This is a genomic window from Streptomyces sp. HM190 (assembly GCF_009857135.1).
In the GTDB taxonomy this organism is placed as follows: domain Bacteria; phylum Actinomycetota; class Actinomycetes; order Streptomycetales; family Streptomycetaceae; genus Streptomyces; species Streptomyces heilongjiangensis.
This window is the reverse complement of the sequence record NZ_CP047318.1, coordinates 3,982,195-4,005,481: the sequence shown is the minus strand read 5'-3', so window position 1 is coordinate 4,005,481 and position 23,287 is coordinate 3,982,195. Positions and strand designations below refer to the sequence as shown.

The 23,287-nt window shown below is 71.4% G+C and carries 20 protein-coding genes and 1 riboswitch; of the genes, 12 read left to right on the top strand and 8 right to left on the bottom strand.

Annotated elements, in window-relative coordinates:
* Positions 1-69: 69 nt before the first annotated feature.
* The gene (locus tag GSY65_RS16925; protein WP_159769333.1) at positions 70-645 is read right to left on the bottom strand and encodes a TerD family protein; all 576 of its coding nucleotides are present in this window, start codon (positions 643-645) and stop codon (positions 70-72) included.
* A 262-nt stretch (positions 646-907) separates the two neighbouring features.
* Between GSY65_RS16925 and arfB the strand changes: the two genes are divergently transcribed.
* Positions 908-1,369, top strand: coding sequence for an alternative ribosome rescue aminoacyl-tRNA hydrolase ArfB (gene arfB / locus GSY65_RS16920; protein ID WP_159769330.1), 462 nt, complete (start codon positions 908-910; stop codon positions 1,367-1,369).
* Positions 1,370-2,153: 784 nt separating this feature from the next.
* Here arfB and GSY65_RS16915 read toward each other — a convergent pair.
* On the bottom strand, positions 2,154-2,663 hold the full coding sequence (locus GSY65_RS16915; RefSeq protein WP_236579833.1) for a flavin reductase family protein: 510 nt from the start codon (positions 2,661-2,663) through the stop codon (positions 2,154-2,156).
* Between the two features lie 601 nt (positions 2,664-3,264).
* Between GSY65_RS16915 and cdgB the strand changes: the two genes are divergently transcribed.
* Together cdgB and GSY65_RS16905 are read left to right on the top strand one after the other, a co-directional pair.
* On the top strand, positions 3,265-5,052 hold the full coding sequence (cdgB, locus tag GSY65_RS16910; RefSeq protein ID WP_159769327.1) for a diguanylate cyclase CdgB: 1,788 nt from the start codon (positions 3,265-3,267) through the stop codon (positions 5,050-5,052).
* Positions 5,053-5,259: 207 nt separating this feature from the next.
* Complete coding sequence (locus GSY65_RS16905; RefSeq protein WP_159769324.1) at positions 5,260-6,225, top strand: CBM35 domain-containing protein; 966 nt, start codon at positions 5,260-5,262, stop codon at positions 6,223-6,225.
* Positions 6,226-6,244: 19 nt separating this feature from the next.
* Here GSY65_RS16905 and GSY65_RS16900 read toward each other — a convergent pair whose 3' ends face one another.
* The 3 genes from GSY65_RS16900 to GSY65_RS16890 all read right to left on the bottom strand — a co-directional run bounded on the left by GSY65_RS16900 (position 6,245) and on the right by GSY65_RS16890 (position 9,603).
* Complete coding sequence (locus GSY65_RS16900) at positions 6,245-7,171, bottom strand: 1-phosphofructokinase (protein ID WP_159769321.1); 927 nt, start codon at positions 7,169-7,171, stop codon at positions 6,245-6,247.
* A 207-nt stretch (positions 7,172-7,378) separates the two neighbouring features.
* Positions 7,379-8,641 carry an N-acetylglucosamine-6-phosphate deacetylase gene (gene nagA / locus GSY65_RS16895; RefSeq protein WP_159769318.1) on the bottom strand — a complete coding sequence of 421 codons (1,263 nt, stop codon included), beginning with the start codon at positions 8,639-8,641 and terminating at the stop codon, positions 7,379-7,381.
* Entirely contained in the window at positions 8,641-9,603 is a 963-nt protein-coding gene (locus tag GSY65_RS16890; protein WP_159769315.1) for an ROK family protein, read from the bottom strand. Before GSY65_RS16890 ends, nagA begins: the two co-directional genes overlap by 1 nt.
* A 166-nt stretch (positions 9,604-9,769) precedes the next feature.
* On the opposite strand from GSY65_RS16890, the gene GSY65_RS16885 reads away from it, so the two are divergent.
* The 3 genes from GSY65_RS16885 (at position 9,770) to otsB (ending at position 12,399) form a co-directional block, all read left to right on the top strand.
* Positions 9,770-11,068, top strand: coding sequence for an extracellular solute-binding protein (locus GSY65_RS16885; protein ID WP_443043230.1), 1,299 nt, complete (start codon positions 9,770-9,772; stop codon positions 11,066-11,068).
* A 204-nt stretch (positions 11,069-11,272) separates the two neighbouring features.
* Positions 11,273-11,500, top strand: coding sequence for a DUF3263 domain-containing protein (locus tag GSY65_RS16880; RefSeq protein WP_159769312.1), 228 nt, complete (start codon positions 11,273-11,275; stop codon positions 11,498-11,500).
* Positions 11,501-11,517: 17 nt separating this feature from the next.
* Positions 11,518-12,399, top strand: coding sequence for a trehalose-phosphatase (otsB, locus tag GSY65_RS16875; protein ID WP_159769309.1), 882 nt, complete (start codon positions 11,518-11,520; stop codon positions 12,397-12,399).
* 136 nt (positions 12,400-12,535) lie between these two features.
* Here the strand turns inward: otsB and GSY65_RS16870 are convergent, their stop codons facing one another.
* Both GSY65_RS16870 and GSY65_RS16865 read right to left on the bottom strand, forming a co-directional pair.
* Positions 12,536-13,948 (bottom strand): alpha,alpha-trehalose-phosphate synthase (UDP-forming), encoded by a 1,413-nt coding sequence (locus GSY65_RS16870; RefSeq protein WP_159769306.1) that lies wholly within the window; start codon positions 13,946-13,948, stop codon positions 12,536-12,538.
* A 202-nt stretch (positions 13,949-14,150) separates the two neighbouring features.
* A complete protein-coding gene (locus GSY65_RS16865) occupies positions 14,151-15,095 on the bottom strand; it encodes a glucosyl-3-phosphoglycerate synthase (protein ID WP_159769303.1) in 945 nt (314 codons plus the stop codon).
* A gap of 131 nt (positions 15,096-15,226) precedes the next feature.
* Positions 15,227-15,370: riboswitch (SAM riboswitch) on the top strand.
* Between the two features lie 18 nt (positions 15,371-15,388).
* Between GSY65_RS16865 and thrC the strand changes: the two genes are divergently transcribed.
* The 6 genes from thrC to GSY65_RS16835 all read left to right on the top strand — a co-directional run bounded on the left by thrC (position 15,389) and on the right by GSY65_RS16835 (position 21,969).
* Positions 15,389-16,690: a threonine synthase gene (thrC, locus tag GSY65_RS16860; RefSeq protein WP_159769300.1), complete on the top strand. Its 1,302-nt coding sequence runs from the start codon at positions 15,389-15,391 to the stop codon at positions 16,688-16,690.
* Between the two features lie 55 nt (positions 16,691-16,745).
* Positions 16,746-17,021, top strand: a complete 276-nt coding sequence (locus tag GSY65_RS16855) for a MoaD/ThiS family protein (RefSeq protein ID WP_159769297.1) — start codon at positions 16,746-16,748, stop codon at positions 17,019-17,021.
* A 462-nt stretch (positions 17,022-17,483) separates the two neighbouring features.
* A complete protein-coding gene (locus GSY65_RS16850; RefSeq protein WP_009339379.1) occupies positions 17,484-17,687 on the top strand; it encodes a cold-shock protein in 204 nt (67 codons plus the stop codon).
* A 356-nt stretch (positions 17,688-18,043) separates the two neighbouring features.
* Complete coding sequence (gene groL / locus GSY65_RS16845; RefSeq protein WP_159769294.1) at positions 18,044-19,666, top strand: chaperonin GroEL; 1,623 nt, start codon at positions 18,044-18,046, stop codon at positions 19,664-19,666.
* A 277-nt stretch (positions 19,667-19,943) separates the two neighbouring features.
* The gene (locus GSY65_RS16840) at positions 19,944-21,065 is read left to right on the top strand and encodes an NADH:flavin oxidoreductase (protein ID WP_159769291.1); all 1,122 of its coding nucleotides are present in this window, start codon (positions 19,944-19,946) and stop codon (positions 21,063-21,065) included.
* A gap of 232 nt (positions 21,066-21,297) precedes the next feature.
* Entirely contained in the window at positions 21,298-21,969 is a 672-nt protein-coding gene (locus GSY65_RS16835) for a superoxide dismutase family protein (protein WP_159769288.1), read from the top strand.
* A gap of 98 nt (positions 21,970-22,067) precedes the next feature.
* Here the strand turns inward: GSY65_RS16835 and GSY65_RS16830 are convergent, their stop codons facing one another.
* Positions 22,068-22,913 carry a hypothetical protein gene (locus tag GSY65_RS16830; RefSeq protein WP_159769285.1) on the bottom strand — a complete coding sequence of 282 codons (846 nt, stop codon included), beginning with the start codon at positions 22,911-22,913 and terminating at the stop codon, positions 22,068-22,070.
* Positions 22,914-23,287: the final 374 nt, after the last annotated feature.

The window sequence follows — 23,287 nt, the reverse complement described above, 5'->3', positions numbered from 1 at the left end:
GAAGGCCCCGCACGACGGCTTGGGTGCTTGGGGTCGGGCGGGGCCTTCTGGGGTGTCTGTCGGCGTGGGTCAGACGTTGACGCCGAAGTCCTGGGCGATGCCGACGAGGCCGGAGGCGTAGCCCTGGCCGACGGCGCGGAACTTCCACTCGGCGCCGTTGCGGTAGAGCTCGCCGAAGACCATGGCGGTCTCGGTGGCGGCGTCCTCGGAGAGGTCGTAGCGGGCGATCTCGCTGCCGCCGGCCTGGTTGATGATGCGGATGTAGGCGTTGCGGACCTGGCCGAAGTTCTGCGAGCGGTTCTCCGCGTCGTAGATCGAGACCGGGAAGACGATCTTGTCGATGTCGGCGGGGAGGCCCGCCAGGTTGACGTTGATCGCCTCGTCGTCGCCCGCGCCCTCGCCCGTGCGGTTGTCGCCGGTGTGGACGATGGTCTGGTCCGGGGTCTGCTTGTTGTTGAAGAAGACGAAGTGGGCGTCCGAGTACACCCTGCCCTGGGTGTTGACCGCGATGGCGGAGGCGTCCAGGTCGAAGTCGGTGCCCGTGGTGGTGCGGACGTCCCAGCCGAGGCCCACGGTGACGGCGGTCAGGCCCGGAGCCTCCTTGGTGAGCGAGACGTTGCCACCCTTGGACAGGCTTACAGCCATGGTTGGGAGTCCTTCCCTCGTTTTGCGTACGTGCCTTACGGGCTTCGTGCCGGGGACGAAGCTACCTGTACCCCTATGAACGCAGCGAGGGGCTCCAGAGGTTCCTGGCGTTTTTGCTTTCTTTACCCGGACGGCCGGGAGGCTGCGGGTGGCCGGCGGCGGCCGGGCGGTGGAGCGGGCGGGGCGGGCCGGTGGAGAAAGGGCCGGGGCGGGGCCGGAAAAGCGGGTGACGGCGGGCGGTGGGCTCGGTGACCATATGGGTATGTCCGCTCCTTCCCGGGGGCCGGGGAGCGCGCCCTCCCGAGGTCTCGTCGTCCGCGGCTCCGTCTCCGTTCCCGAGGCCGAGCTGATGTGGCGTTTCTCCAGGTCCTCCGGCCCCGGCGGACAGCACGTCAACACCAGTGACTCGCAGGTCGAGCTGCGATTCGACCTCGCCGGCACCGAGGCGCTGCCCGAGGTGTGGAAGCAGCGCGCCCTGGAGCGGCTCGCCGGGCGGCTCGTCGACGGGGTCGTCAGCGTTCGGTCCTCCGAGCACCGTTCACAGTGGCGAAACCGGGAGACCGCCGCGGTGCGCCTGGCGGCGCTCCTCGCGGAGGCCACGGCCCCGCCCCCCAAGCCGCGTCGGCCCACCCGCATCCCGAAGGGGATCAACGAGCGGCGGCTGCGGGAGAAGAAGCAGCGGTCCGATACCAAGCGGGGGCGGTCCGGGCGGGATTGGGGCTAGAAGGCTCATGAAGATCTTGGGTTCTGGCCCTGCCGCTGACACGGCAGGGCCAGAACCCAAGATCTTCATGAGCCTTCTAGTGCCGCGACGGGCAACGTCTGCCCCGTCGCGGCGTCCGGCACGCACTCTCGCCGCACCGGGCACAGGTCCGAGTGCATCCCGTACGAGGACGTGCGCCCGGCACGCCGAGGGCACGCATCGGACGCAGCTCCTCGACGGGCGAACGTCATCTGCCGCGGCACTAGAGCCCACCGCCCAGCCGCCGCTCGGCCCCCCGTGCCGACTTCGGGGTGCGGCACCCAGGCGCTTCCGGTGAGCGGGGGCGGGGCGGGGTGTGGTCTGAGCCGCCTTTAAGCGTGCCGTCCTGGCCGGTGTTTTCCGCGTTGTGATGCGTGATTCCGCGTTGTCTGCGGGGCCGAATCGTGATCCGTTATGGCCGGGGCGGGAATGGCGGTGATCTAGGCGGCGGGGTGCTGCCGAGGGACTCCGGTGAATTTCCCGTTCATGAGTCGCGTCGCGCCAGGAACATTTCCGGTCGCGGCCTACCGAATGCTCGGTTTGTTCGTGGGCGCGGGGGTGGCCGGGGTGGGGGGCGTGACGGCCGCTTGGCCGAAACCGTGCGGTGTGGCGGAGGTCCGGCGGGGCGGGGCCCTGAAGGGGGGTGGGGCGGTGGTGATTGGTCGGCCGCGGGCTCGTCGTGGTCGGTCGCGCAGTTCCCCGCGCCCCCCTCGCCCCCGCGTTCACCCCGTAGATCTTTGCTGTCTGCGGTGGGGAACGACGCCCCTCACCCCAACTGGCGGTACCTGCCGCGGAAGTAGGCCAGCGGGCCGCCCTCCTTGCCGCCGACCGCGGCGTCCAGGACCCGGCCGATCACCAGCGTGTGGTCGCCCGCGGACACGCGCTGCTCGGTGCGGCATTCGAGCGTGGCCAGCGCGTCCGTGATCAGCGGCGCGGCGGTCAGGGCGCCGCGGGTGTGGGGGACGGTCTCGAAGAGCAGGCGGTCGCTCACGCGGCCCTTCATGGCGAAGCGGCCCGCGACGGCGCGCTGGTGCTCCGCGAGCAGGGAGACGGCCCAGAGCGGCTGCTCGGCGAGCAGGTCGTCCATCCGGGAGCCCTCGCGGAGGCTGACCAAAACGAGGGGCGGGTCGAGGGACACGGACATGAAGGACGTGGCCGTCATGCCGACGTCCTCGCCGCGCGGCCCCTCGGGGTCCGGCTGTGCCTCGTGCGCCGTCACCAGGACCACACCCGCCGCCAGCCGGGACATCACGGCACGGAACTCGTCTTCGCTCACCCCCTCAGCATGCCCGCCGGGACGGGAAGGGCGATTCCCAGGGGGCGTGTGGGCAGGCCGCGCCGCCGTGGGTGCGGGCGGACGCGGTGCGGGAGCGGCCGCGGGGGACGCTGGGGAGATCGAGGGCTTCGGCACGATCGCACGCTAGTCCGCGCCCGCGGCCGCCACATCCGGCCGGAGATCCACCTCCTGCCGGTCCTGCGACCTAGGTCGCCCCCATGGGGTACGGTCGGGCGCGCCCGTCACGCCCGTCGCGGCAGGTCGCCCCACGAACGCGGCGCTGGCTCAAAAATGGCCTTCTGTCTCGTCACCGCACTCGGCCATCACCGCTCACAGGGTCTACACAGAGTCCTGAATTCTGTTCAGGAAGCGCATGCGGGAAACGCATAAGCTCCACTCAATTGCTCAGGTTTTGTTGTGACTTGAGTCACAGGAGCCATATTTTGTTGACCCTGTGTACCGAGTGGGCTTCGCGCTGTGATTCAGTGGCGGGGACGCTGCAAGCTGTAAGCGGGAACTGTAAGCGGTAGTAAGCCCATGAGTTACGCCGGATAGCAACCCTGGAGCCTGGAGCTGCCACAAGATCTCGGGGGGAGGGCGAATGGAAACCGAGTCGGAGCCTTACGTCCGTCTGACGACGCTGCGGCAGCTGCACCAGGTGATGGCGGACATGAACACCGCGCGCAGCCTGGCCGACACGCTGCAGACCGTCGCGGACGGTGTGGTCAACGGCCTGGGGTACGAGCTGGCGTGCGTCAACCTCGTCCGCCCCGACGGAGACCTCGTCGTCGCCGCCCTCTCCGGGAACTCCGCCGCCGAGGCCCTGATCACCGGCCGCGTCGGCTCCCGCGCCTCCTGGGACCGCCGGCTCACCATGGGCGAGGCCTGGGGCGACCTGCGGTTCATACCCCACACCGAGGGCTGGGTCCTCGACGAGGACGACGTACCGCAGTGGTACACCGACGGACCCGCGCCCCGCTTCGAGGACGAGTGGCACCCCTCCGACCGCCTCTTCGCGCCGATGTACACACCCGGCGCCGGCGGCGCCTCCTGCGGTGAACTGCTCGGGGTCATATCCGTCGACCGGCCGCGCAACGGCCGGCGGCCCGGTGCCTGGGGCCGTGAGGCGCTCCAGATGTACGCCTTCCAGGCCGCCATCGCGATCAGCAACGCGCGTCTCCGTGCGAACATGCAGCGCGCACTGGTCAGGCTCGAACGGGAGCAGCAGGCGCTGCGGGCCAGCGAGGAGTCCTTCCGCCAGGCATTCGAGTACGCCCCGAGCGGCATGGCCATCGCCGAGCTCGGCGGCGACCAGCACGGCCGGATCCTGCGGACCAACGACGCGCTGTGCCGGCTGCTCGGCCGGCCCGCGTCCGCCATGCGCCGGTACTCCTTCTCCGACCTCGTCCACCCCGAGGACATCGGCACGCTCCTGCGCACCTCCGCCGAGGGCGGCCGCGCCGAGCTGCGCCTCGGCCGCCGCGACGGCACCTACGTCTGGGTCAGCCTGCGCAACTCCGTCGTGGCCGACGCCGCCGACGGGCCCCGCTTCCTGCTCACCCACGTCGAGGACATAGAGGAGCGCAAGCGCCGCGAGCTCCAGCTCGCCCACCGCGCCTCCCACGACGCGCTGACCGGCCTGCCCAACTCCGCCGAGCTGCGCGCCCGGCTCTCCGCCCGCCTCTGCCAGCGCCCTCAGGCGCTCCCGGCCGGCGCGGCCGCCGACTCCATGGACGCCACGTTCGGCGAGAACTTCAGCGACAACTTCGGTGAGAACCTCGGGGAGAACCTCGGAGACGGATTCGGGCAGTACGGCGACTTCGGGGTCGCCCAGCACCCGGCCGTCCCCCACCCGTCCTTCGACGCGTACGAGGCCGCCGGCAACGGCGCGCACGCCTTCGACTTCCACGCGGCCGCCGCCGGGCTGCCGTACGACGCCTTCGACCACCATGTGCACACCGTCGCCCCCGAGAACGAGCGGGACGACGGCACCAAGGGGCTCGCGGTGCTCTTCTGCGACCTCGACGGGTTCAAGTCGATCAATGACCGGTTCGGGCACAACGCGGGCGACGCCGTCCTCATCGAGGTCGCCCGCAGGCTCAGCCGGGGCGTCCGCGACGGCGACACCGTCGCCCGGCTCGGCGGTGACGAGTTCGTCGTCCTCGCCGACGGGCTCGGCCGCGCCGACGCCCAGGACCTCGCCGTACGCCTGCGCAACGAGATCATCCAGCCGATCCGGGTCGACGGCCGCGCGATGCGCGTCGGGGCCAGCTTCGGCATCGGATGGGCACACTGCGGGATGACGGCGGACGAGGTGTTGAAATCGGCTGACGAGCGGATGTACGTCGAGAAACGATCTCGTCCCAAACAGCATCGGCGGGCCGGATGACCAGAGCCGGGCAGTAGCCCGACGGCCCGGGAAATGCGCTGGTGAGGCCCCCACCGAGGGGCCGGCCGGCGCGATGGTGACTCAGGCCACGAGGTCTGAGTCACCCGTTTGGCTCAGCGTGAGCGGGTAGGCTCGCTCTCCTACACCCCTGTGGAAAGAACCGCCACCCGTACGCCGCATGTACCGCACCGCTGAGGAGACCTAGGGATGACGCCCGGCAACAACGGCGCGAGCACGCCCGAGGACGACGACCCGTTCGGCTACCTCTACGCCGACGGCCAGGCCCGTGGCGCCCAGCCGCCCACCGGGAGCTACGGCTACCCCAACGCCGTCAACCGGGTGCGGCCGGTCGGTGAACGCCAGTACGGGCAGCAGACCCAGCAGTCGTCCTCGATCCACCAGGCGCCCACGGCGGCGTACAGCCAGGTCCCCCAGCAGAACGGCTACGGCCAGCCCAACGCGCAGTACCAGGCGCCGGAGGCCTTCCCGGGCGGCGCGCCCACGACCCGTCAGCAGACGCACGGCGGTGGCGGCGGACGCGGACGCGGCCCCAACACCAAGGGCCTGCTGATCGGCGCGATCGCCGTCCTGGCCGCCGTGGTGGTCGGCATCGGCGTCGCCATGATCGGCGGCGACGACAGCGGCGACGACAACGCCGGCGGCGGCGCCTCGACCGCGCCGACGGCCGACCAGAGCACCGAGCCCAGCCCGTCCACGACCAAGAAGACCGAGCAGCAGCCCGGCGAACTCCCCAAGGCGGAGGCCAAGACCCTGCAACTGGGCGGCAACGCCACGGTCTCCTCCGACATCCCGGGCGCCAAGTCCGAGGGCGGCTTCTACGTCACCAACTTCAACTCCGTCGGCTCGTCGGTGACGTGGAAGATGGAGGACGTGCCGGAGGCCGGCAAGTACACGCTGTACGTCCTCTACGGCGTCCCGGGCAAGGACCAGAACGCCACCCTCTCGGTGAACGGCACGGCCCAGACGCGCCCCCTCAATCTGTCCAACTTCTCGCGTGGCCCCGAGGGCGACTACGAGAAGGGCTGGACGAACACCTTCGCCCTCGTCCAGCTCAACAAGGGCACCAACGAGGTCAAGATCTCCTGCGAGCAGGGCAATTCCTGCGACGTGAACTTCGACCAGATGTACCTGGAAAAGGGCTGGAAGAGCTGAGGTTCTGAAGCGGGGCCCCTCAGGCCGCGCTGACCTCCCCCGTCACCGCCACCTGCGTCCGCAGTTCGTCGTACGCCCGCTGGTCGAACTCTCCTGCCGTCGGGGCCAGTACGGTCGCCGCCGACAGGGCCGTCGCCCGGGTGAGGCGGTCGGGCCAGGGGAGGTGTTCGACCAGGCCCGACAGCAGGCCCGCGACCACCGCGTCGCCGGCGCCCGTCGGGTTGCCGCGGAAGCGGCGGGGCGGGGTGGCCCGCCAGCGGCCCTCGGGGGTGTGGGCGAGGAGACCGTCGGGGCCGAGCGAGGCGACGACCGCCTGGGCGCCGCGGCGGCGCGCGTCACGTGTCGCGCGGGACGGCTCGTGGGAGCCGGTGAGTTCGGCGAGTTCCTCGGCGTTCGGCTTCACCACGTCGGGCCGTGCCGCCACCCCGCGCCGCAGCGGCTCACCGCTGGTGTCCAGCAGGACGGGGACGGCCAGGGTGCGCGCCGTGCGGATCAGGCCCGCGTACGCGCCCACCGGCACCCCCGGCGGCAGGCTGCCGCACAGGGCCACCGCCGAGGCGGAGCGCAGCAGGATCTCGTACGCCTCCTGGAACGCCGACCACTCGGCCGGGGTGACGAGCGGGCCGGGCTCGTTGAGCTGAGTCGTGTCACCGGTGGCGTCGACCACGGCGATCGTCCGGCGGGTGGCGCCCTGCACCGGCACCAGCGCGTCCACGATGCCCGGCGTCCGGGCGAGTCCGTCCTGGACGGCGCGTCCGGTGCCGCCGCCCACGAAGCCGGTGACCGTCACCGGATGGCCGAGGGCCGCGAGCACCCGGGCCACGTTCAGGCCCTTGCCGCCGGGGCGTTGGAGTACCTCGGTCACCCGGTGCGTGGCATGGGGCCTGAGGGCCCGAACGCGGTGGGTGATGTCGAGAGCGGTGTTCAGCGTGACCGTGAGGATCACCCGGGGCTACCCCCTCGAATTCGACGGCGCGACGCGTCCGGTCTTCGTTGACATCAGAATGCGCTCGGCGACAGCTGTTGCGGAGGCTCGATCATGCCAAAAAGAGCGGCGGTCGGCCCAGCCCTCGGAGCCAACGCCCGCACTCCGTGCCATCAGTCAACAAAGGTGCGGAACCTTCCTGTTGGGGATCAATTGATCCACCTTCCGTCATCTGCCGTCGGCTCGGCCCGCGAAGGGGTCCACCACCCATGTGCCCTTGCGCAGGACGCCCCGCACCGTGAAGTCGGCGTCGAGGAGGACGACGTCGGCGTCCTTGCCCGGTTCCAGGGAGCCGATGCGGTCGTACAGGCCGAGGAGCCTGGCCGGGGTGGCCGAGAGCGCGGCGACGACGGACTCGACGGGGAGGCGGTCGACGGTGACCGCCCGTTCGAAGGCGCGGTCCTGGGTGAGGGTCGAGCCCGCGATGGAGCCGCCCTCCACCAGGCGGGCCACGCCGTCGGCGACCTCCACCTCCAGCGGGCCGAGCATGTAGCGGCCGTCGCCGAAGCCGGCCGCGTCCATCGCGTCGGTGATGAACGCCACCCGCTCGGCGCCCGCGTGACGGAACGCCAACTGGAGGGCGGCCGGGTGCAGATGCGTGCCGTCGTTGATCAGCTCGACGGTGATCCGCTCGTCCTCCAGGAGTGCCGCGATCGGACCGGGGTCGCGGTGGCCCAGCGGGGGCATCGCGTTGAACAGGTGCGTGGCCACGGTCGCGCCCGCCTCGATGGCCCGTACGGTCTGCTCGTACGTGGCGTCCGTGTGCCCGATCGCCGCGATGACGCCGTGCTCGGCGAGGAGCCGTACGGAGTCCAGGCCGCCGGGGAGTTCGGTGGCCAGGGTGACCATGCTCGCGCGGCCGCGTGCCGCGTCGATCAGTTTGCGGACCTCCGCCGGGTCTGGGTCGCGCAGCAGTTCCTCGGAGTGGGCGCCCTTGCGGCAGGGGGAGATGAACGGGCCCTCGAAGTGGATGCCCGCGATGTCGCCCTGCTCGGCGAGTTCGGAGAGGAGGCCGGCGCGGTGGGCGAGGCCGTCCATGTCGCCGGTGACGGTGGACGCGACGAGGGTGGTGGTGCCGTGCAGCCGGTGGGTGTGGATGCCCCTCAGGACGTCCTCGACGGCGCCGGAGGTGAAGGAGGCGCCGCCGCCGCCGTGGTTGTGGAGGTCGACGAAACCGGGGACGGCCCACAGCCCGTGGGCCGCGAGGACGGGCGCGCCGGCGGGGGCGTGCTCGGCGATCCGGGTGCCGTCGACCACGAGCCGGCCGTTGTCGACGACGCCCGTGGGCAGGACGACGCGGACGCCTTCCAGGACGTAGGGCCGCGCTGCCGACGGGGGTCGCGGGTGGGTCGGAGCCGGTCGCGCGCTTCCCCGCGCCCCTTCCGGCAGGCTGCCCGGAGCGGAAGCGGAAGTGTCCTGCTGGGCTGGCATCAGGGGGTTGCCTCCGAAGCGTCCGTCGGGGTCGTGGGGGTGGTGTCCGTGAGGAGGTCCCAGGCCAGGAGGCCGGCGCCGAGGCAGCCCGCCGTGTCGCCGAGGGTGGCCGGGACGAGTGCGGGGACCTTCTGGAAGGTCACCCGGTGTTCGATGGCGGCCCGCAGCGGGGTGAACAGGGCCTCCCCGGCCTCGGCGAGGCCGCCGCCGATGATCAGGGTGCGGGGGTCCAGCAGGGTGATGGCGGTGACGAGACCGTCGGCGAGGGCGTCGACCGCGTCCTGCCAGACGCCCCGGGCCCGCGGGTCGCCGTACTCCACGGCCCGCGCGCAGTCCGCCGCGTCCGCACCGGGGTCGCCGGTGGCTCCGGCCCATGCCTGGGTGACCGCGGCCGCGGAGGCGTAGCGCTCCAGGCAGCCGCGCTGACCGCAGGGGCACGGGTTTCCCCCGGGCCGGACGACGATGTGGCCGATCTCGCCGGCGAAGCCGTGCGCGCCCGCCTCCACCCGGCCGTCCACGCCGATCGCGCCCGCGATGCCGGTGCCGAGCGCCACGAAGAGGAAGTGGTCGGTGCCCCGGCCCGCGCCGACCCGGCCCTCGGCGAGACCGCCGGTACGCACGTCGTGGCCGAGGGCGACCGGAGTGCCGCCGAGGCGCTCGGCGAGGAGCGCGCGCAGTGGTACGTCGCGCCAGCCCAGGTTGGCCGCGTAGACGGCGACGCCCCGCTCGGCGTCGACGATGCCGGGCACGGCGACACCCGCGGCGGACGCGGGCTCGCCGAAGTGCCGTTCGCCGTGGGCGCGCAGCTCGGCGGCGAAGTCGAGGACGGACGCGACGACGGCGTCCGGCCCGCGGTCGCGGCCGGTGGCGAGGCGCGCCTGGTGCAGCAGCTCGCCGCCCGCACCGACCAGCGCGGCCTTCATCCCGGTGCCGCCCACGTCGAGGGCGATGACATGTCTCACGAGGGACAGTGTGGCGCGTGTACCCTCAAGAGGTCTAGTCCACTCGCGTGGTGTAGACCTTATGAAGAAGTTCGAGAAGTTGAAGAATTAACGGGCTTGGATGCGAGCCTGTGGTCCAGGCTGGTTTGTTCGAAGCCCGTTCGATAATGGCGACAGGTTTGGGGCAGTGCGAGTGCGACAGCGGCGGACGAAGACCCGTATCAGGACCACCTCGGCACTCGCGGCGCTGTCCGCGCTGGGGCTGATGTCCACACTGGCGGGCTGCGGCGCCGGGGAGACCGACGGGCAGAAGGTCGCCCTCACGCTGGTGGCCGCCGACTACGGCGACTCGAAGGCCAACAGCTCGCAGAAGTACTGGGACGATGTCGTCGAGGCGTACGAGAAGGACCACCCCGACGTCGAGATCGACGTCACGGTGCACTCCTGGAACGACATCGACCGCGAGGTCAAGGAGATGGTCGACGCCGGCGAGGCCCCCGACATGGCGCAGATCGGCACGTTCGCCGACTACGCCGCCGCCGGGAAGCTCTACGAGGTCGACGACCTGCTCTCCATACCCGTGCAGGGCAACTTCCTCGGCCAGCTCGCCAACGCGGGCAAGGTGCGGCGGGTCGCGTACGGGATGCCCTTCGCCGCGTCCACCCGCGTGCTCTTCTACAACAAGAAGCTGTTCGCCAAGGCCGGGATCGACGACGCCCCGCGCACCTGGGACGAACTGGCCACCGACGCGGAGGCGCTGCGCGCGGCCGGCGCCAAGACCCCGTACGCGCTGCCGCTCGGGCCGGAGGAGGCCCAGGCCGAGACGATGCAGTGGCTGCTCGGTGGCGGCGCCGGATACGTGGACAACGTCGGCACGTACCGGCTCGACTCCGACGACAACGTGCGGACCTTCACCTGGCTGAAGCAGGAACTGGTCGACAAGGGCCTCACCGGGCCGACCGCCCCGGCCAGGCTGAACCGGGCCGACGCGTTCGAGGCGTTCGCGCGCGGCGAGGTCGGGATGCTCAACGGGCACCCCAGCCTGATGAGGATGGCCGAGGACAAGGGCGTCGAGTTCGGCACCGCCGCGCTGCCGGGGCGTGAGGGGCGGTCGCGGGCGGCCCTCGGCGTCACCGACTGGATGATGGCGTTCAAGCAGAACGGGCACCAGGAGGAGATCGGCGACTTCCTCGACTTCGTCTACGCCGACAAGAACGTCCTCGCGTTCTCCCGCGCGTACGACCTGCTGCCGGTGACGTCGTCGGCGTCGCAGGCGATGGCGGGGGACGAGGACGCCGCCGACCTCGCGCCGTTCCTGACGGAACTGCCCTCGGCCGAGCTGTATCCCGCCGGGAAGACGTCGTGGGCGGAGGTCAGCGCGGCGGTGAAGCGGGAGATCGGGACGGCGGTGTCGTCGAACGCGAAGCCGCGGGCCGTGCTGGAGCGGCTGCAGGAGACGGCGACGGTGGCGGAGAGGGAGGACTGAGGGCGCCTGGTGGGGTGGGGCGCGCCGGCTGTCCGGCGGGTGCGGGACCGTCGTGGGTTCTCGCGCAGTCCCCGCGCCCCTGAAAGCTCGGGCCCGCGCCCCTGAAGGCTCGGGCCCGCGGCCGGCCTTAGAGGAAGCGCGCCCGCACCCGGCTGCGCGCAGGACCCGACCCCCAGTGTCCGACCCGTCCGTTACCGTCGGGGCATGGACAGCCTCGACACGCGTGAGCAGGCCATCCTCGCGCTGGAGCGGCAGGGGTGGGGGAGCCCGGGAGCCAAGGAGCGGGCCATACGGGAGCGGCTGGGGATCGCCCCCGTGCGGTACTACCAGCTCCTGAACGCGCTGCTGGACGACGAACGCGCCCTGGCCCACGACCCGGTCACCGTCAACCGGCTGCGCAGGGTGCGGGAGGCCCGCCGGGCCGAGCGGTGACGGATAGGGTCTCAGGCATGGGCAGCCACAAGGATTCCGAGAACCCCAAGGCCACCTTGCCGACCCCCGTGACCCCGGCCGGCCGGGACGCGCTCGACGCGATCCTCGCCGACCCCGGTCGTACGGTGGTCGCACTCGACTTCGACGGCACGCTCGCGCCGATCGTCCCCGACCCCGAACAGGCCCGCGCCCACCCGGACGCGGTCACCGCCCTCGCCGCACTCGCCCCGAGGGTCCTCTCCGTCGCCGTGGTGACCGGCCGCCCCGCCGACGTCGCCGTCCGCCACGGGGGCTTCGCCGGCGTCCCCGGTCTGGAACACCTCACCGTGCTCGGCCACTACGGCGCCGAACGCTGGGACGCCGCGACCGACACGGTCACCGCGCCGCCCCCGCACCCCGGGGTCGCCGCCGTCCGCGCGGAACTCCCCGCGGTGCTGGAGCGGGCGGGAGCGGGGGAGGGCACCTGGATCGAGGAGAAGGGGCGCGCCGTCGCCGTCCACACCCGGCGCGCGGCCGATCCCCAGGCCACGTTCGAGGCGCTGCGCGCGCCTCTGACCGACCTCGCCACCCGTCACGGCCTCATCGTCGAACCGGGCCGGATGGTCCTCGAACTCCGGCCCCCGGGCATGGACAAGGGGGTCGCGCTGCGCCGGCACGTCGTCGACTCCGCCGCGACCGCCGTCCTCTACGCCGGCGACGACCTCGGCGACCTGCCCGCGTTCGCCGCCGTGGAGAAGCTGCGGGGGGAGGGCGTGCCGGGGCTGCTGGTGTGCAGCGGCAGCACGGAGGTGACGGAGCTGTCGGAGCGGGCGGACCTGGTGGTGGACGGGCCGGAGGGGGTGGTGCGGTTGCTGGCGCGGATCGCCGAGGTCGCGCGAGCGGGAGCGGGGGGCGCCTAGGAGATCGGGGGCACTGTTGTCGGGCGGGTGCGCGTGGTGTGTGGTTTCCCGCGCAGCTCCCCGCGCCCCTGGAGGGACGGGCCTGCGCCCCTGGAGGGACGGGCCTGCGCCCCGCCGACGTACCCCCGGCCCCGGGCTACGTCGCCCTCAGCTCTCCCAGCTGGTCCAGGAACCACCGGGCCGGCGGCAGCGCCGTCGCCGCCGCCGTCAGGCGCTTCGCGCGTTCCGCGCGTTCCTCCGCGCCCATCGACAGCGCCTCGTGCAGCGCCCCGGCCGTCCCCCCGATGTCGTACGGGTTGACGACGACCGCGTCCTCACCCAGCTCCTCGTACGCCCCCGCCTCCCGCGACAGCACCAGCGCGCAGGCCCGGTCGGAGATGAGCGGGACCTCCTTGGCGACCAGGTTCATGCCGTCGCGGATGGGGTTCACGAGGGCGACGTCGGCGAGGCGGTACGCGGCCAGGGAGCGCGCGAAGTCGTCCTTGACGTGGAGGACGACCGGGGTCCAGCCTGGCGTCCCGTACCGCTCGTTGATCTCGGCCGCCACCCGCTGGACCTCGGCGGTGTACTCCCGGTACACGGCGAGGTCCTGCCGTGACGGGTACGCGAAGGCCACGTGCACCACGCGCTCGCGCCACTCCGGGCGGTCGTCGAGGAGCTGCCGGTAGGCCAGCAGGCCCCGCACGATGTTCTTCGACAGTTCCGTGCGGTCGACGCGGACGATCGTGCGGCGCGGGGTGCCGTCGGGCGCCGTGCCGATCTGCTCCCGCAGCGCGACGATCCGGTCCTCCACGTCCGCCTCGTGCGCGCGGGCCCGCAGGAAGTCCGCGTCGGTGCCGAGCCCGTGCACGCCGATCCGGGTGCCGGCGGTGGCGTCGGGGCCCAGGACGGCGTGGCAGCACGCGGTGAACGCGTCCGCCCACCGCCGGGTGAGGAAGGCGGCCCGGTCGGCGCCGAGGATGCCGTCCAGCACCGCCGCGGCGATGTCGTCGGGCAGCAGCCGGAAGTAGTCCACGGGCGCCCACGGCGTGTGCGAGAAGTGGCCGATCCTGAGGTCGGGGCGCAGTTCGCGCAGCATCCTCGGCACGAGCGTCAGGTGGTAGTCCTGCACGAGCACGGCCGCGCCGTCCGCCGCCTCCTGCGCCAGCGCCTCGGCGAAGGAGCGGTTGTACGTCTCGTACGCGGCCCACTGGGCCCGGAACTCCGCGTCGAAGACGGGCTCCAGAGGGGTCTGGTACAGCATGTGGTGCACGAACCACAGGGTGGAGTTGGCGACGCCGTTGTACGCGGCGTGGTGGACGTCGGCGGGGATGTCCAGCATGCGTACGCCGGGCTCGCCGACCCCGCGGCGCACGGCCTCGCGGTCGCCCTCGCCGAGCGCGGAGCACACCCAGAGGGCACCGGCGTCCGGACCGATCGCGGACAGGCCGGACACGAGTCCGCCGCCGCCGCGTTTCGCGGTGAGACCGCCGGAGTCGTCCTGGGTGTACGAGACGGGGCCGCGGTTGGAGGCGACCAGCACCTGGGCTGCAGCGTGCGTTGATGCCATACGGCTCAACCTAGCCCGTGGCCGAACCGCTCAAACGTGCGGTTCGGCCGTATACAGGAGTGTCCAGGGGGTGGGGGGTGACGCGTGCGCCGGCGGGTGCGGGTGGTTCGTGGTTTCTCGCGCAGTTCCCCGCGACCCTTCAGGGGCGCGGGGAACTGCGCGAACGGCCACGGCGAATCCGCACCCGGTACCTCTCCGGCCCCTACGCCGCCTTCCGCTCCACGTACTCCGCGATCTCCGCCATCGGTGGCCGTTCCTCCACGTCCACCGAGTACGTCCGCGGCTCGAAACCCTCCGCGCCGCGTTCGAACTGGGTCAGGACGGGACGGATCAGGTGGCCGCGGGCCAGGCGGAGCTGGGCCGTGCGGTAGATCGCCGCGGACATACGGCCCAGGGCCTGCCCGTCCTGGTGGCGGTGCTTGCGGACGCCCACGTCGACCTGGGCGAGCGCGTCGAGGCCGACGAGGTGGAGCGCGTCGACGAGCATGCCCAGTTCGATGCCGTAGCCGACGGGGAACGGGAGCCGTTCCAGCAGCGAGCGGCGGGCCGCGTACTCGCCGCCCAGCGGCTGGACGAAGCCCGCCAGCTGGGGCCAGTGCATGTTGAGCAGGGGGCGGGCCATGAGTTCCGTCACCCGGCCGCCCTGGCCGGCGGCCGCGCCGAGGGGCCGGTCGTACATCGCCTTGACCAGGTCGACACCGGGTTCGGTGAGCAGCGGGCCGACGATCCCGGAGACGAAGTCGGAGGAGAACTCCTTCAGGTCCGCGTCGACGAAGCAGACGATGTCGCCGGTCGTGACCAGCAGTGACCGCCACAGCACCTCGCCCTTGCCGGGCACGGCGGGCAGGCGCGGCAGGATGTCGTCACGGTGGACGACCCGAGCCCCGGCCGCCGCCGCGACCTCGGAGGTGCGGTCGGTCGATCCGGAGTCCACGACGACTATCTCGTCGACGAGCGGGACCTGTTCCACGAGGTCATGGCGGATGACGGCGACGATGTCACCGACCGTCCCCTCCTCGTTCAGCGCGGGCAGCACGACACTGACGGTCTGGCCCGAGGCCCGTTTCGCGGCAAGGAGCCCGTGGAGCGGGCGATCGGTCACGGACCAGGAGCGGCTGCTCAGCCAGCGCTCGACTTCCTTCAGCACAGTGCGCGGCTCCTCTGCGTTCATCTCGCGGTTCGGACGGCTCTCTCAACTGTCCTGGCCTTCGGTTACAGTCTTGAACAACGCTGATGACCATCGCATGTCGGTGCTCGTGTGCGTATACAACCAAATACCGCTCATCCAGAGGGGCAGAGGGATACGGCCCGATGAAGCCCCGGCAACCCTCCAGCTGTCTTGTCACGACGCCGTGGCGAGGTCCGGCTAGGGAAGGTGCCAAATCCGTCTCACGGCGAGATGCGTCGTGAGGAAGATGAGGAGAAAGGGCCTCGCCTCACATGGCTGCGCAGACTGTTGCTACCGGAACCCCGACCGCCGACGGTGCCGCGAAGAGCGTCGACCTCGGCCCCGCCACCGCCCTGAGCTGTCGCGAGTGCGGCCACCGCGTCCCCCTCGGACCGGTCTTCGCCTGCGCGGAGTGTTTCGGCCCGCTGGAGATCGCGTACGACTACTCCGCCTACGACACGGAGGAGCTGCGCAAGCGGATCGAGGCCGGGCCCGCGAACATCTGGCGGTACGCGCCCCTGCTGCCCGTCCCCGCCGACGTGGCGGCCAAGCCGAACCTGAACCCCGGCTGGACCCACCTCGTCAAGGCCGACAACCTCGCCCGTGAGCTGGGAGTCACCGGGGGCCTCTATGTCAAGGACGACTCCGGCAACCCCACGCACTCCTTCAAGGACCGCGTCGTCGCCCAGGCCCTGGAGGCCGCGCGCGCCTTCGGCTTCACCACCCTGTCCTGCTCCTCCACCGGCAACCTCGCCGGTGCCGTCGGCGCCGCCGCCGCCCGCGCCGGCTTCCGCTCCTGTGTGTTCATCCCGCACGACCTGGAGCAGGGCAAGGTCGTCATGGCCGCCGTCTACGGCGGTGAGCTGGTCGGCATCGAGGGCAACTACGACGACGTGAACCGCTTCTGCTCCGAGCTGATCGGCGACCCGGCCGGCGAGGGCTGGGGCTTCGTGAACGTCAACCTCCGGCCCTACTACGCCGAGGGCTCCAAGACCCTCGCGTACGAGATCTGCGAGCAGCTCGGCTGGCGGCTGCCGGACCAGCTGGTCGTGCCGATCGCCTCCGGCTCGCAGCTCACGAAGATCGACAAGGGGCTCCAGGAGCTGATCAGGCTCGGGCTGGTCGAGGACAAGCCGTACAAGATCTTCGGCGCGCAGGCCGAGGGCTGCTCGCCGGTGTCCGTCGCCTACAAGGCGGGCCACGACGTCGTCCGGCCGCAGAAGCCCGACACGATCGCCAAGTCGCTGGCCATCGGCAACCCGGCGGACGGGCCGTACGTCCTCGACATCGCCCGGCGGACCGGCGGGGCCGTGGAGGACGTGACCGACGAGCAGATCGTCGACGCGATCAAGCTGCTCGCCCGGACCGAGGGGATCTTCGCGGAGACCGCGGGCGGGGTGACCGTCGGCGTCACGAAGAAGCTGATCGAGAACGGGCTGCTGGACCCCACGCTGACGACCGTCGTGCTCAACACCGGTGACGGTCTCAAGACGCTGGACGCGGTGGCCGGGACGGGCCTCACCGCGACCATCCGCCCCAACCTCGACTCGTTCCGCGACGCCGGGCTCGCGTAACCACCCCGCCCCGCTCCCCCCCAGCTCTGCCGCACACACCCGGAGGTCACCAGTCATGAGCGTCAGCGTTCGCATCCCCACCATCCTTCGCACCTACACCGGCGGTCAGGCCGAGGTCCGGGCCGAAGGCGCCACCCTCGCCGAGGTCATCGCGGACCTGGAGAAGAACCACACCGGGATCGCCGCGCGCGTCCTCGACGACCAGGGGAAGCTGCGGCGGTTCGTGAACGTGTACGTGAACGACGACGACGTGCGGTTCGAGCAGGGCCTGGAGACGGCCACCCCGGACGGGGCGGGCGTGTCGATCATCCCGGCCGTCGCCGGCGGCTGACCCCCGTCCGTACCCGCCGGTAGTAACCGTCGGTAACTTTGATTACGGACTGTTCATCGAATTGCCCCCTCCGTGAGAGAAGCGGAGGGGGCAATTCTCTATGATTGAGCGCGGTACAGTTGGGGAACCCGGCCCGATCGTCGCAGTGATTTCATGCCGGACGCATATCCAACCGCGCCGCACGCCCTATATGAAGTAGCCAAAGTCTGTAGGGCTTCTGCGTATTTCGCGCCTTTTGTGGGGCCCGACTTGCCCTGAATTCAGCGGAATTGTTCGTACATTCCCGACCGGGCCTGTCCAGATTTTCTCGTCCGATTGCCCTGTTGCAGACGGCAGTTGGGCAGATACATTCAGCCGCGGTCGACGCGTTCCGGCGCACACCCCCAACCGTTGGGGGGTGAGGTCTGACCCGGGTCCGCGAAGTGTGGATCTGTGCAAGGGCCAGTAATAGGGGAGTTAGGCATGGCTCAGGGCACCGTCAAGTGGTTCAACGCGGAGAAGGGGTACGGCTTCATCGCGGTCGACGGTGGTGCGGATGTATTCGTCCACTACAGCGCGATCCAGATGGACGGTTACCGCACCCTGGAAGAGGGCCAGCGGGTCGAGTTCGAGATCTCGCAGGGTCAGAAGGGTCCGCAGGCGGACATGGTCCGTCTCGCAGGCTGAAGCAACGCGCCGGTTAGCAGCGACGTTCTTCGTTCTTCTCGGAGGGTCCGCGCCCCGTATTCGGGGTGCGGACCCTTCCGCGTGCCCGGGCTCCGCCGGCGGTCGTGGGGGAGGTGCGCCGACCGGGCGCGCAGGGGTGCGTTCACCTGCGGATCATCCGGAGGCGCTTGCACTCGACCATGCCGAGTGCTAATCATTGGCGTTAGCACTCTGAAGGTGAGAGTGACAACGAAGGACCGGGTCGGTGAGGCCCGCAGGCCGTGTGGGGCAAGGAACCACGAGGCAGGCGAGCCGTCCGTCGCGGGCGCGGGCGCGGTCCGAAGGAATCACCCCCAGTCCTGGAGGGACCACTTCACATGGCCAAGATCATCGCGTTCGACGAGGAGGCGCGGCGCGGCCTCGAGCGCGGCATGAACCAGCTCGCGGACGCCGTCAAGGTGACGCTCGGCCCCAAGGGTCGCAACGTCGTCCTCGAGAAGAAGTGGGGCGCCCCCACGATCACCAACGATGGTGTGTCCATCGCCAAGGAGATCGAGCTCGAGGACCCGTACGAGAAGATCGGCGCCGAGCTGGTCAAGGAAGTCGCCAAGAAGACGGACGACGTCGCCGGTGACGGTACGACCACCGCGACCGTCCTCGCCCAGGCGCTCGTACGCGAGGGCCTGCGCAACGTGGCCGCCGGTGCCAACCCGATGGCCCTGAAGCGCGGTATCGAGAAGGCCGTCGAGGCCGTCTCCGGCGCGCTGCTCGACCAGGCCAAGGAGGTCGAGACCAAGGAGCAGATCGCCTCCACGGCCTCCATCTCCGCCGCCGACACCCAGATCGGCGAGCTGATCGCCGAGGCCATGGACAAGGTCGGCAAGGAAGGCGTCATCACCGTCGAGGAGTCGCAGACCTTCGGTCTGGAGCTCGAACTCACCGAGGGCATGCGCTTCGACAAGGGCTACATCTCGGCGTACTTCGCCACCGACATGGAGCGCATGGAGGCGGTGCTCGAGGACCCCTACATCCTCATCGCCAACTCCAAGGTCTCCAACGTCAAGGACCTGCTCCCGCTCCTGGAGAAGGTCATGCAGTCGGGCAAGCCGCTGCTGATCATCGCCGAGGACGTCGAGGGCGAGGCCCTGTCGACCCTGGTCGTCAACAAGATCCGCGGCACCTTCAAGTCCGTCGCCGTCAAGGCCCCGGGCTTCGGTGACCGCCGCAAGGCCATGCTCGGCGACATCGCCATCCTCACGGGCGGCGAGGTCATCTCCGAGGAGGTCGGCCTCAAGCTGGAGAACGCGACCCTGGACCTCCTGGGCCGCGCCCGCAAGGTCGTCATCACCAAGGACGAGACCACGATCGTCGACGGCTCCGGCTCCGCCGACCAGGTCGCCGGCCGCGTGAACCAGATCCGCGCCGAGATCGAGAACAGCGACTCCGACTACGACCGCGAGAAGCTCCAGGAGCGCCTGGCGAAGCTCGCGGGCGGCGTGGCCGTCATCAAGGCCGGTGCCGCGACCGAGGTCGAGCTCAAGGAGCGCAAGCACCGCATCGAGGACGCCGTCCGCAACGCGAAGGCGGCCGTCGAGGAGGGCATCGTCGCCGGTGGTGGCGTGGCCCTGCTCCAGGCCTCCCAGGTCTTCGAGAAGCTGGAGCTCGAGGGTGACGAGGCGACCGGCGCCAACGCCGTGAAGCTCGCCCTGGAGGCCCCGCTCAAGCAGATCGCCGTCAATGGTGGTCTCGAGGGTGGCGTCGTCGTGGAGAAGGTCCGCAACCTCCAGGTCGGCCACGGCCTGAACGCCGCGACCGGTGAGTACGTCGACATGATCGCCTCCGGCATCATCGACCCGGCGAAGGTGACGCGTTCCGCCCTGCAGAACGCCGCGTCCATCGCCGCGCTGTTCCTCACCACCGAGGCCGTCATCGCCGACAAGCCGGAGAAGGTCGCCGCGCCCGCCGGTGGCGGCATGCCGGGCGGTGACATGGACTTCTGAGCCTCCTCCCAGCGAGAAGGTTCGGACCCGGTCCGTCAGTACCGAGGGCGGCACTCCCTGTTCCGGCAGGGGGTGCCGCCCTCGGGCGTGTCCGGGGTCACACAGGACGTCGGGTGCCGGTGGAATGCCGTGGCGGGCGCGGAGGTTGACGAGGAGAGCGATCTATGCACGTGCATGTATCGCGGGCGGGGTGTCGCCGTACGACCGGCCGCGCCGCGCACCGTTCCGGCGCGCCGCACCGCCCGATGTGCCACCGACCTCTTCGAGGAGTCCCCACGTGACCACCACGTCCACCTCCCGCGCCGCCGACGTTCTCTCCCGGCCCGTCCGGATCAACGGTCTGACCGTTCCGAACCGGATCGCCATGGCTCCCATGACGCGGGTCTTCTCGCCCGGTGGTGTGCCGGGGGCGGACGTCGCCTCGTACTACGGCCGGCGGGCCGCCGCGGGTGTCGGCCTGATCGTGACCGAGGGCACCTACGTCGGGCACGAGACCGCCGGTGACCTGGACGGCGTGCCGCGTTTCGCCGGTGAGGAGCAGCTCGCCGGGTGGGCGAAGGTCGCCGAGGCCGTGCACGCCGGCGGCGGCACGATCGTGCCGCAGCTGTGGCACATCGGCACCGTCCGCCAGCAGGGCAAGCTCTTCCCGCAGGCCCCGGTGCTCGGCCCCTCCGGGCTGCGGGTCGACGGCACCCCCGCCGAGGGCGGCCGGGCGATGACGCAGGCCGACATCGACGAGGTCGTGGCCGCGTTCGCGCGGTCCGCCGCCGACGCCGAGCGCGTCGGCATGGACGGCGTCGAGATCCACGGCGCCCACGGCTACCTCGTCGACCAGTTCCTCTGGGAGCACACCAACCGCCGCACCGACGCCTACGGCGGCGACCTCGTCGCCCGCACGAAGTTCGCGGCCGAGGTCGTGGCGGCCGTACGGGCCTCCGTGTCCCCCGACTTCCCCGTCATCTTCCGCTACTCGCAGTGGAAGCAGGAGGCGTACGACGCCCGCCTCGCCCGGACGCCGCAAGAGCTGGAGGCGCTGCTGAGCCCGCTCGTCGCGGCCGGTGTCGACGCCTTCCACGCCTCCACGCGCCGCTACTGGCAGGCGGAGTTCGAGGGCTCCGAGCTGAACCTCGCGGGCTGGACGAAGAAGCTCACCGGCAAGCCCACCATCACCGTCGGCTCCGTCGGCCTCGACGGCGAGTTCATCGCCGCGTTCGCCGGTGAGGGGTCCTCGACCAAGGCCATCGACGACCTGCTCGACGGTCTGGAGGCCGAGGAGTTCGACCTCGTCGCCGTGGGCCGCGCGCTGCTCCAGGACCCGGAGTGGGCGGCGAAGGTGCTCGACGGCCGCTTCGACGAGCTGAAGGCGTTCGAGCCGGCCGCCCTGGGCTCGCTGAGCTGAGCATGCCGCTGGGGCCGAGCGTCCCCCACCGGGTAGGGCGGGCCCGGACTTTTCGCCAAGTCTCCCCAGTACCCGGCGGTAGTGATTCAATTCCGTCGAATCCGCCGCTGTAGTGTCGTGAGCGCAGCGTCGCCCGGGCACCTCAACTGTCATCTGATGAGCGGCAGTTGAGGTGACCTTTCGGTTGTGCGACCGCTCCCCTTCACCCCCCACGAACGGGACGAGAAAGCTCATGGCACGACACAAGCTCACCCTCAGGCACAAGCGGATCGTCGCGGTTGTCGCCGCCGTCGGGGCGGTCGCCGGCGGTCTCGGCGTCGCGGCCGGCGCGAACGCCAGCGAGACCGCCAGGGCGACCACCCCCGCGCCCACTCCCGCGGCGGCGGCCCATGCGCCGTCGGCGAAGCGGCCCGTGGTCAAGGTCGTCGTGAAGTCGGTCCTCGCCCCGGCGGCCACCGCGGACGTGGCGCCGGCGGTCACCTACGACACCGCGCTCGCGCCGCTCGGCGCCCGCGTCCAGGTCAAGGAGGAACTGCGGCGCGACGGCGGTACGCGGATCGAGCTGCGGCTGCGGGACCTGGTCGCGAACCGCGCGTACGGCGCCCACGTGCACACCGAGCCGTGCGGCAGGCTGCCCGCCGACGCCGGGCCCCACTACCAGGACCAGGCCGACCCGGCGCAGCCGTCCGTCGACCCGAAGTTCGCCAACCCCGCCAACGAGGTCTGGCTGGACGTGAACACCGACGAAGACGGTTCGGCGCGCTCCATCGCCACGGTGGACTGGCGGTTCCGCGAGGGCGGGGCGCGTTCGGTCGTCCTGCACGAGAAGAGCACGTCCACGCACGCGGGGCACGCGGGGACGGCCGGGCTGCGGCTGGCCTGCGTGAACGTGCCGTTCAAGTAGGCGGCGATATGGCTGAGCGGCCGGGCTGCCCGGTCGGTCGGGTCGGTCGGTCGGGCCCGTCGGGTGAGACCGCCTTCGGGATCGGGCCGCAGGAGCGGTCATACGGGGGTCCTCCCCCGTGGCTTCAGGGACATCGCCGCACGGATCTCCGCCGCGCGGGCGTGGACCGAGGTGGCCGGGAGGGGCGCCTTGTGGCGGGTGGGGGCGCGTTCGCCCCGGCAGGCGCCGCAGGTGCCGCCCGGCAGGGCCTCGGGGCGGCCCGGGGTGCGGCAGGTGGCGCACTCCAGCATGCGGAGCGGCGGCCGTACCGGCACCGGTTCCGGTTCCGGTTCCGGTTCCGGCGGGAGTTTCCTGGTGAGGCGGGTGCGGAGGAGGGCGGCAGGGCTGTGGACCGGGGTGGGGAGACCCGTGGTGAGGGCCTGGCGGATCGTCTCGTCCGTGGCGCCGCGTTCGAACCAGGGGAGGAGGAGCGGGGCCAGGGCCGCGCAGTCCGCCTGGGAGAGGGACAGGGACGGGGTGGTACGGCCGAGGGCCGCGAGGAGGATATGGGCCCGGGACCGGGTCGGGCGGCCCCGCTCGGGGTCCTCCCGCTCCGCCTCCGGTACGCCGCCCCGGGTGAACCTCGCCCACCAGTCGTCGTCCCGCGCGGTCCGGGAGAACCACGATCGGGTGATCCACCGGGCACTGCCCGACTCGGCGGTCAGATGTTCGCGCCCCCGGCGCAAGTGGCCGGCCTGCTGCAGCCTGTTGAGGGCCGTACGCAGCGCGCACTGACCGTACGGGAGCGTCTTGGCCAGCGTCTTCACGGAGATGTCGGCGCCGTCGGGCAGCCGGTCGATGTATGCGGCGATCGCCGCCTCGCGGGGCGGGAGGTGAGCGAAGTCGTGCGGGGAGCGCGGGTGTTGGCCGGGGGCGGTGCGTTTGCCGTAGCCCGGGTTGGCCATCGGGTGGGGCGACCCGAGCGGGGACGCGTGCGAGGACGCGTGCGCGGGCAGGGGGGCGCTACTAAGCTTGGCGTCAGCCATGGGATCGAACTTCCTCTTCGATCTTGTAGGTCAGGCCCCCGCAGGTGTTGGCGCACCTGACGGGGGCTGTTTCGTCTGCGCGCACGCTATCAGCACGATCACCGTGCGTGGCAACTCGAACGCGGGACGTCAACACGCCGGGTGGGAGGGTGGGTTGAGGCCCACCTCCCCTTCCCTGCAAAGAGGGCTCGGAGCTGAGGGCTTGAGCTTCGGGGCGGTGTGGCGGGCCGGTCGTGCGCTCGCCGGGTGGGGCGGCTCCCGCGTACGGTGGGCGCACTCTGACGAACACGCTC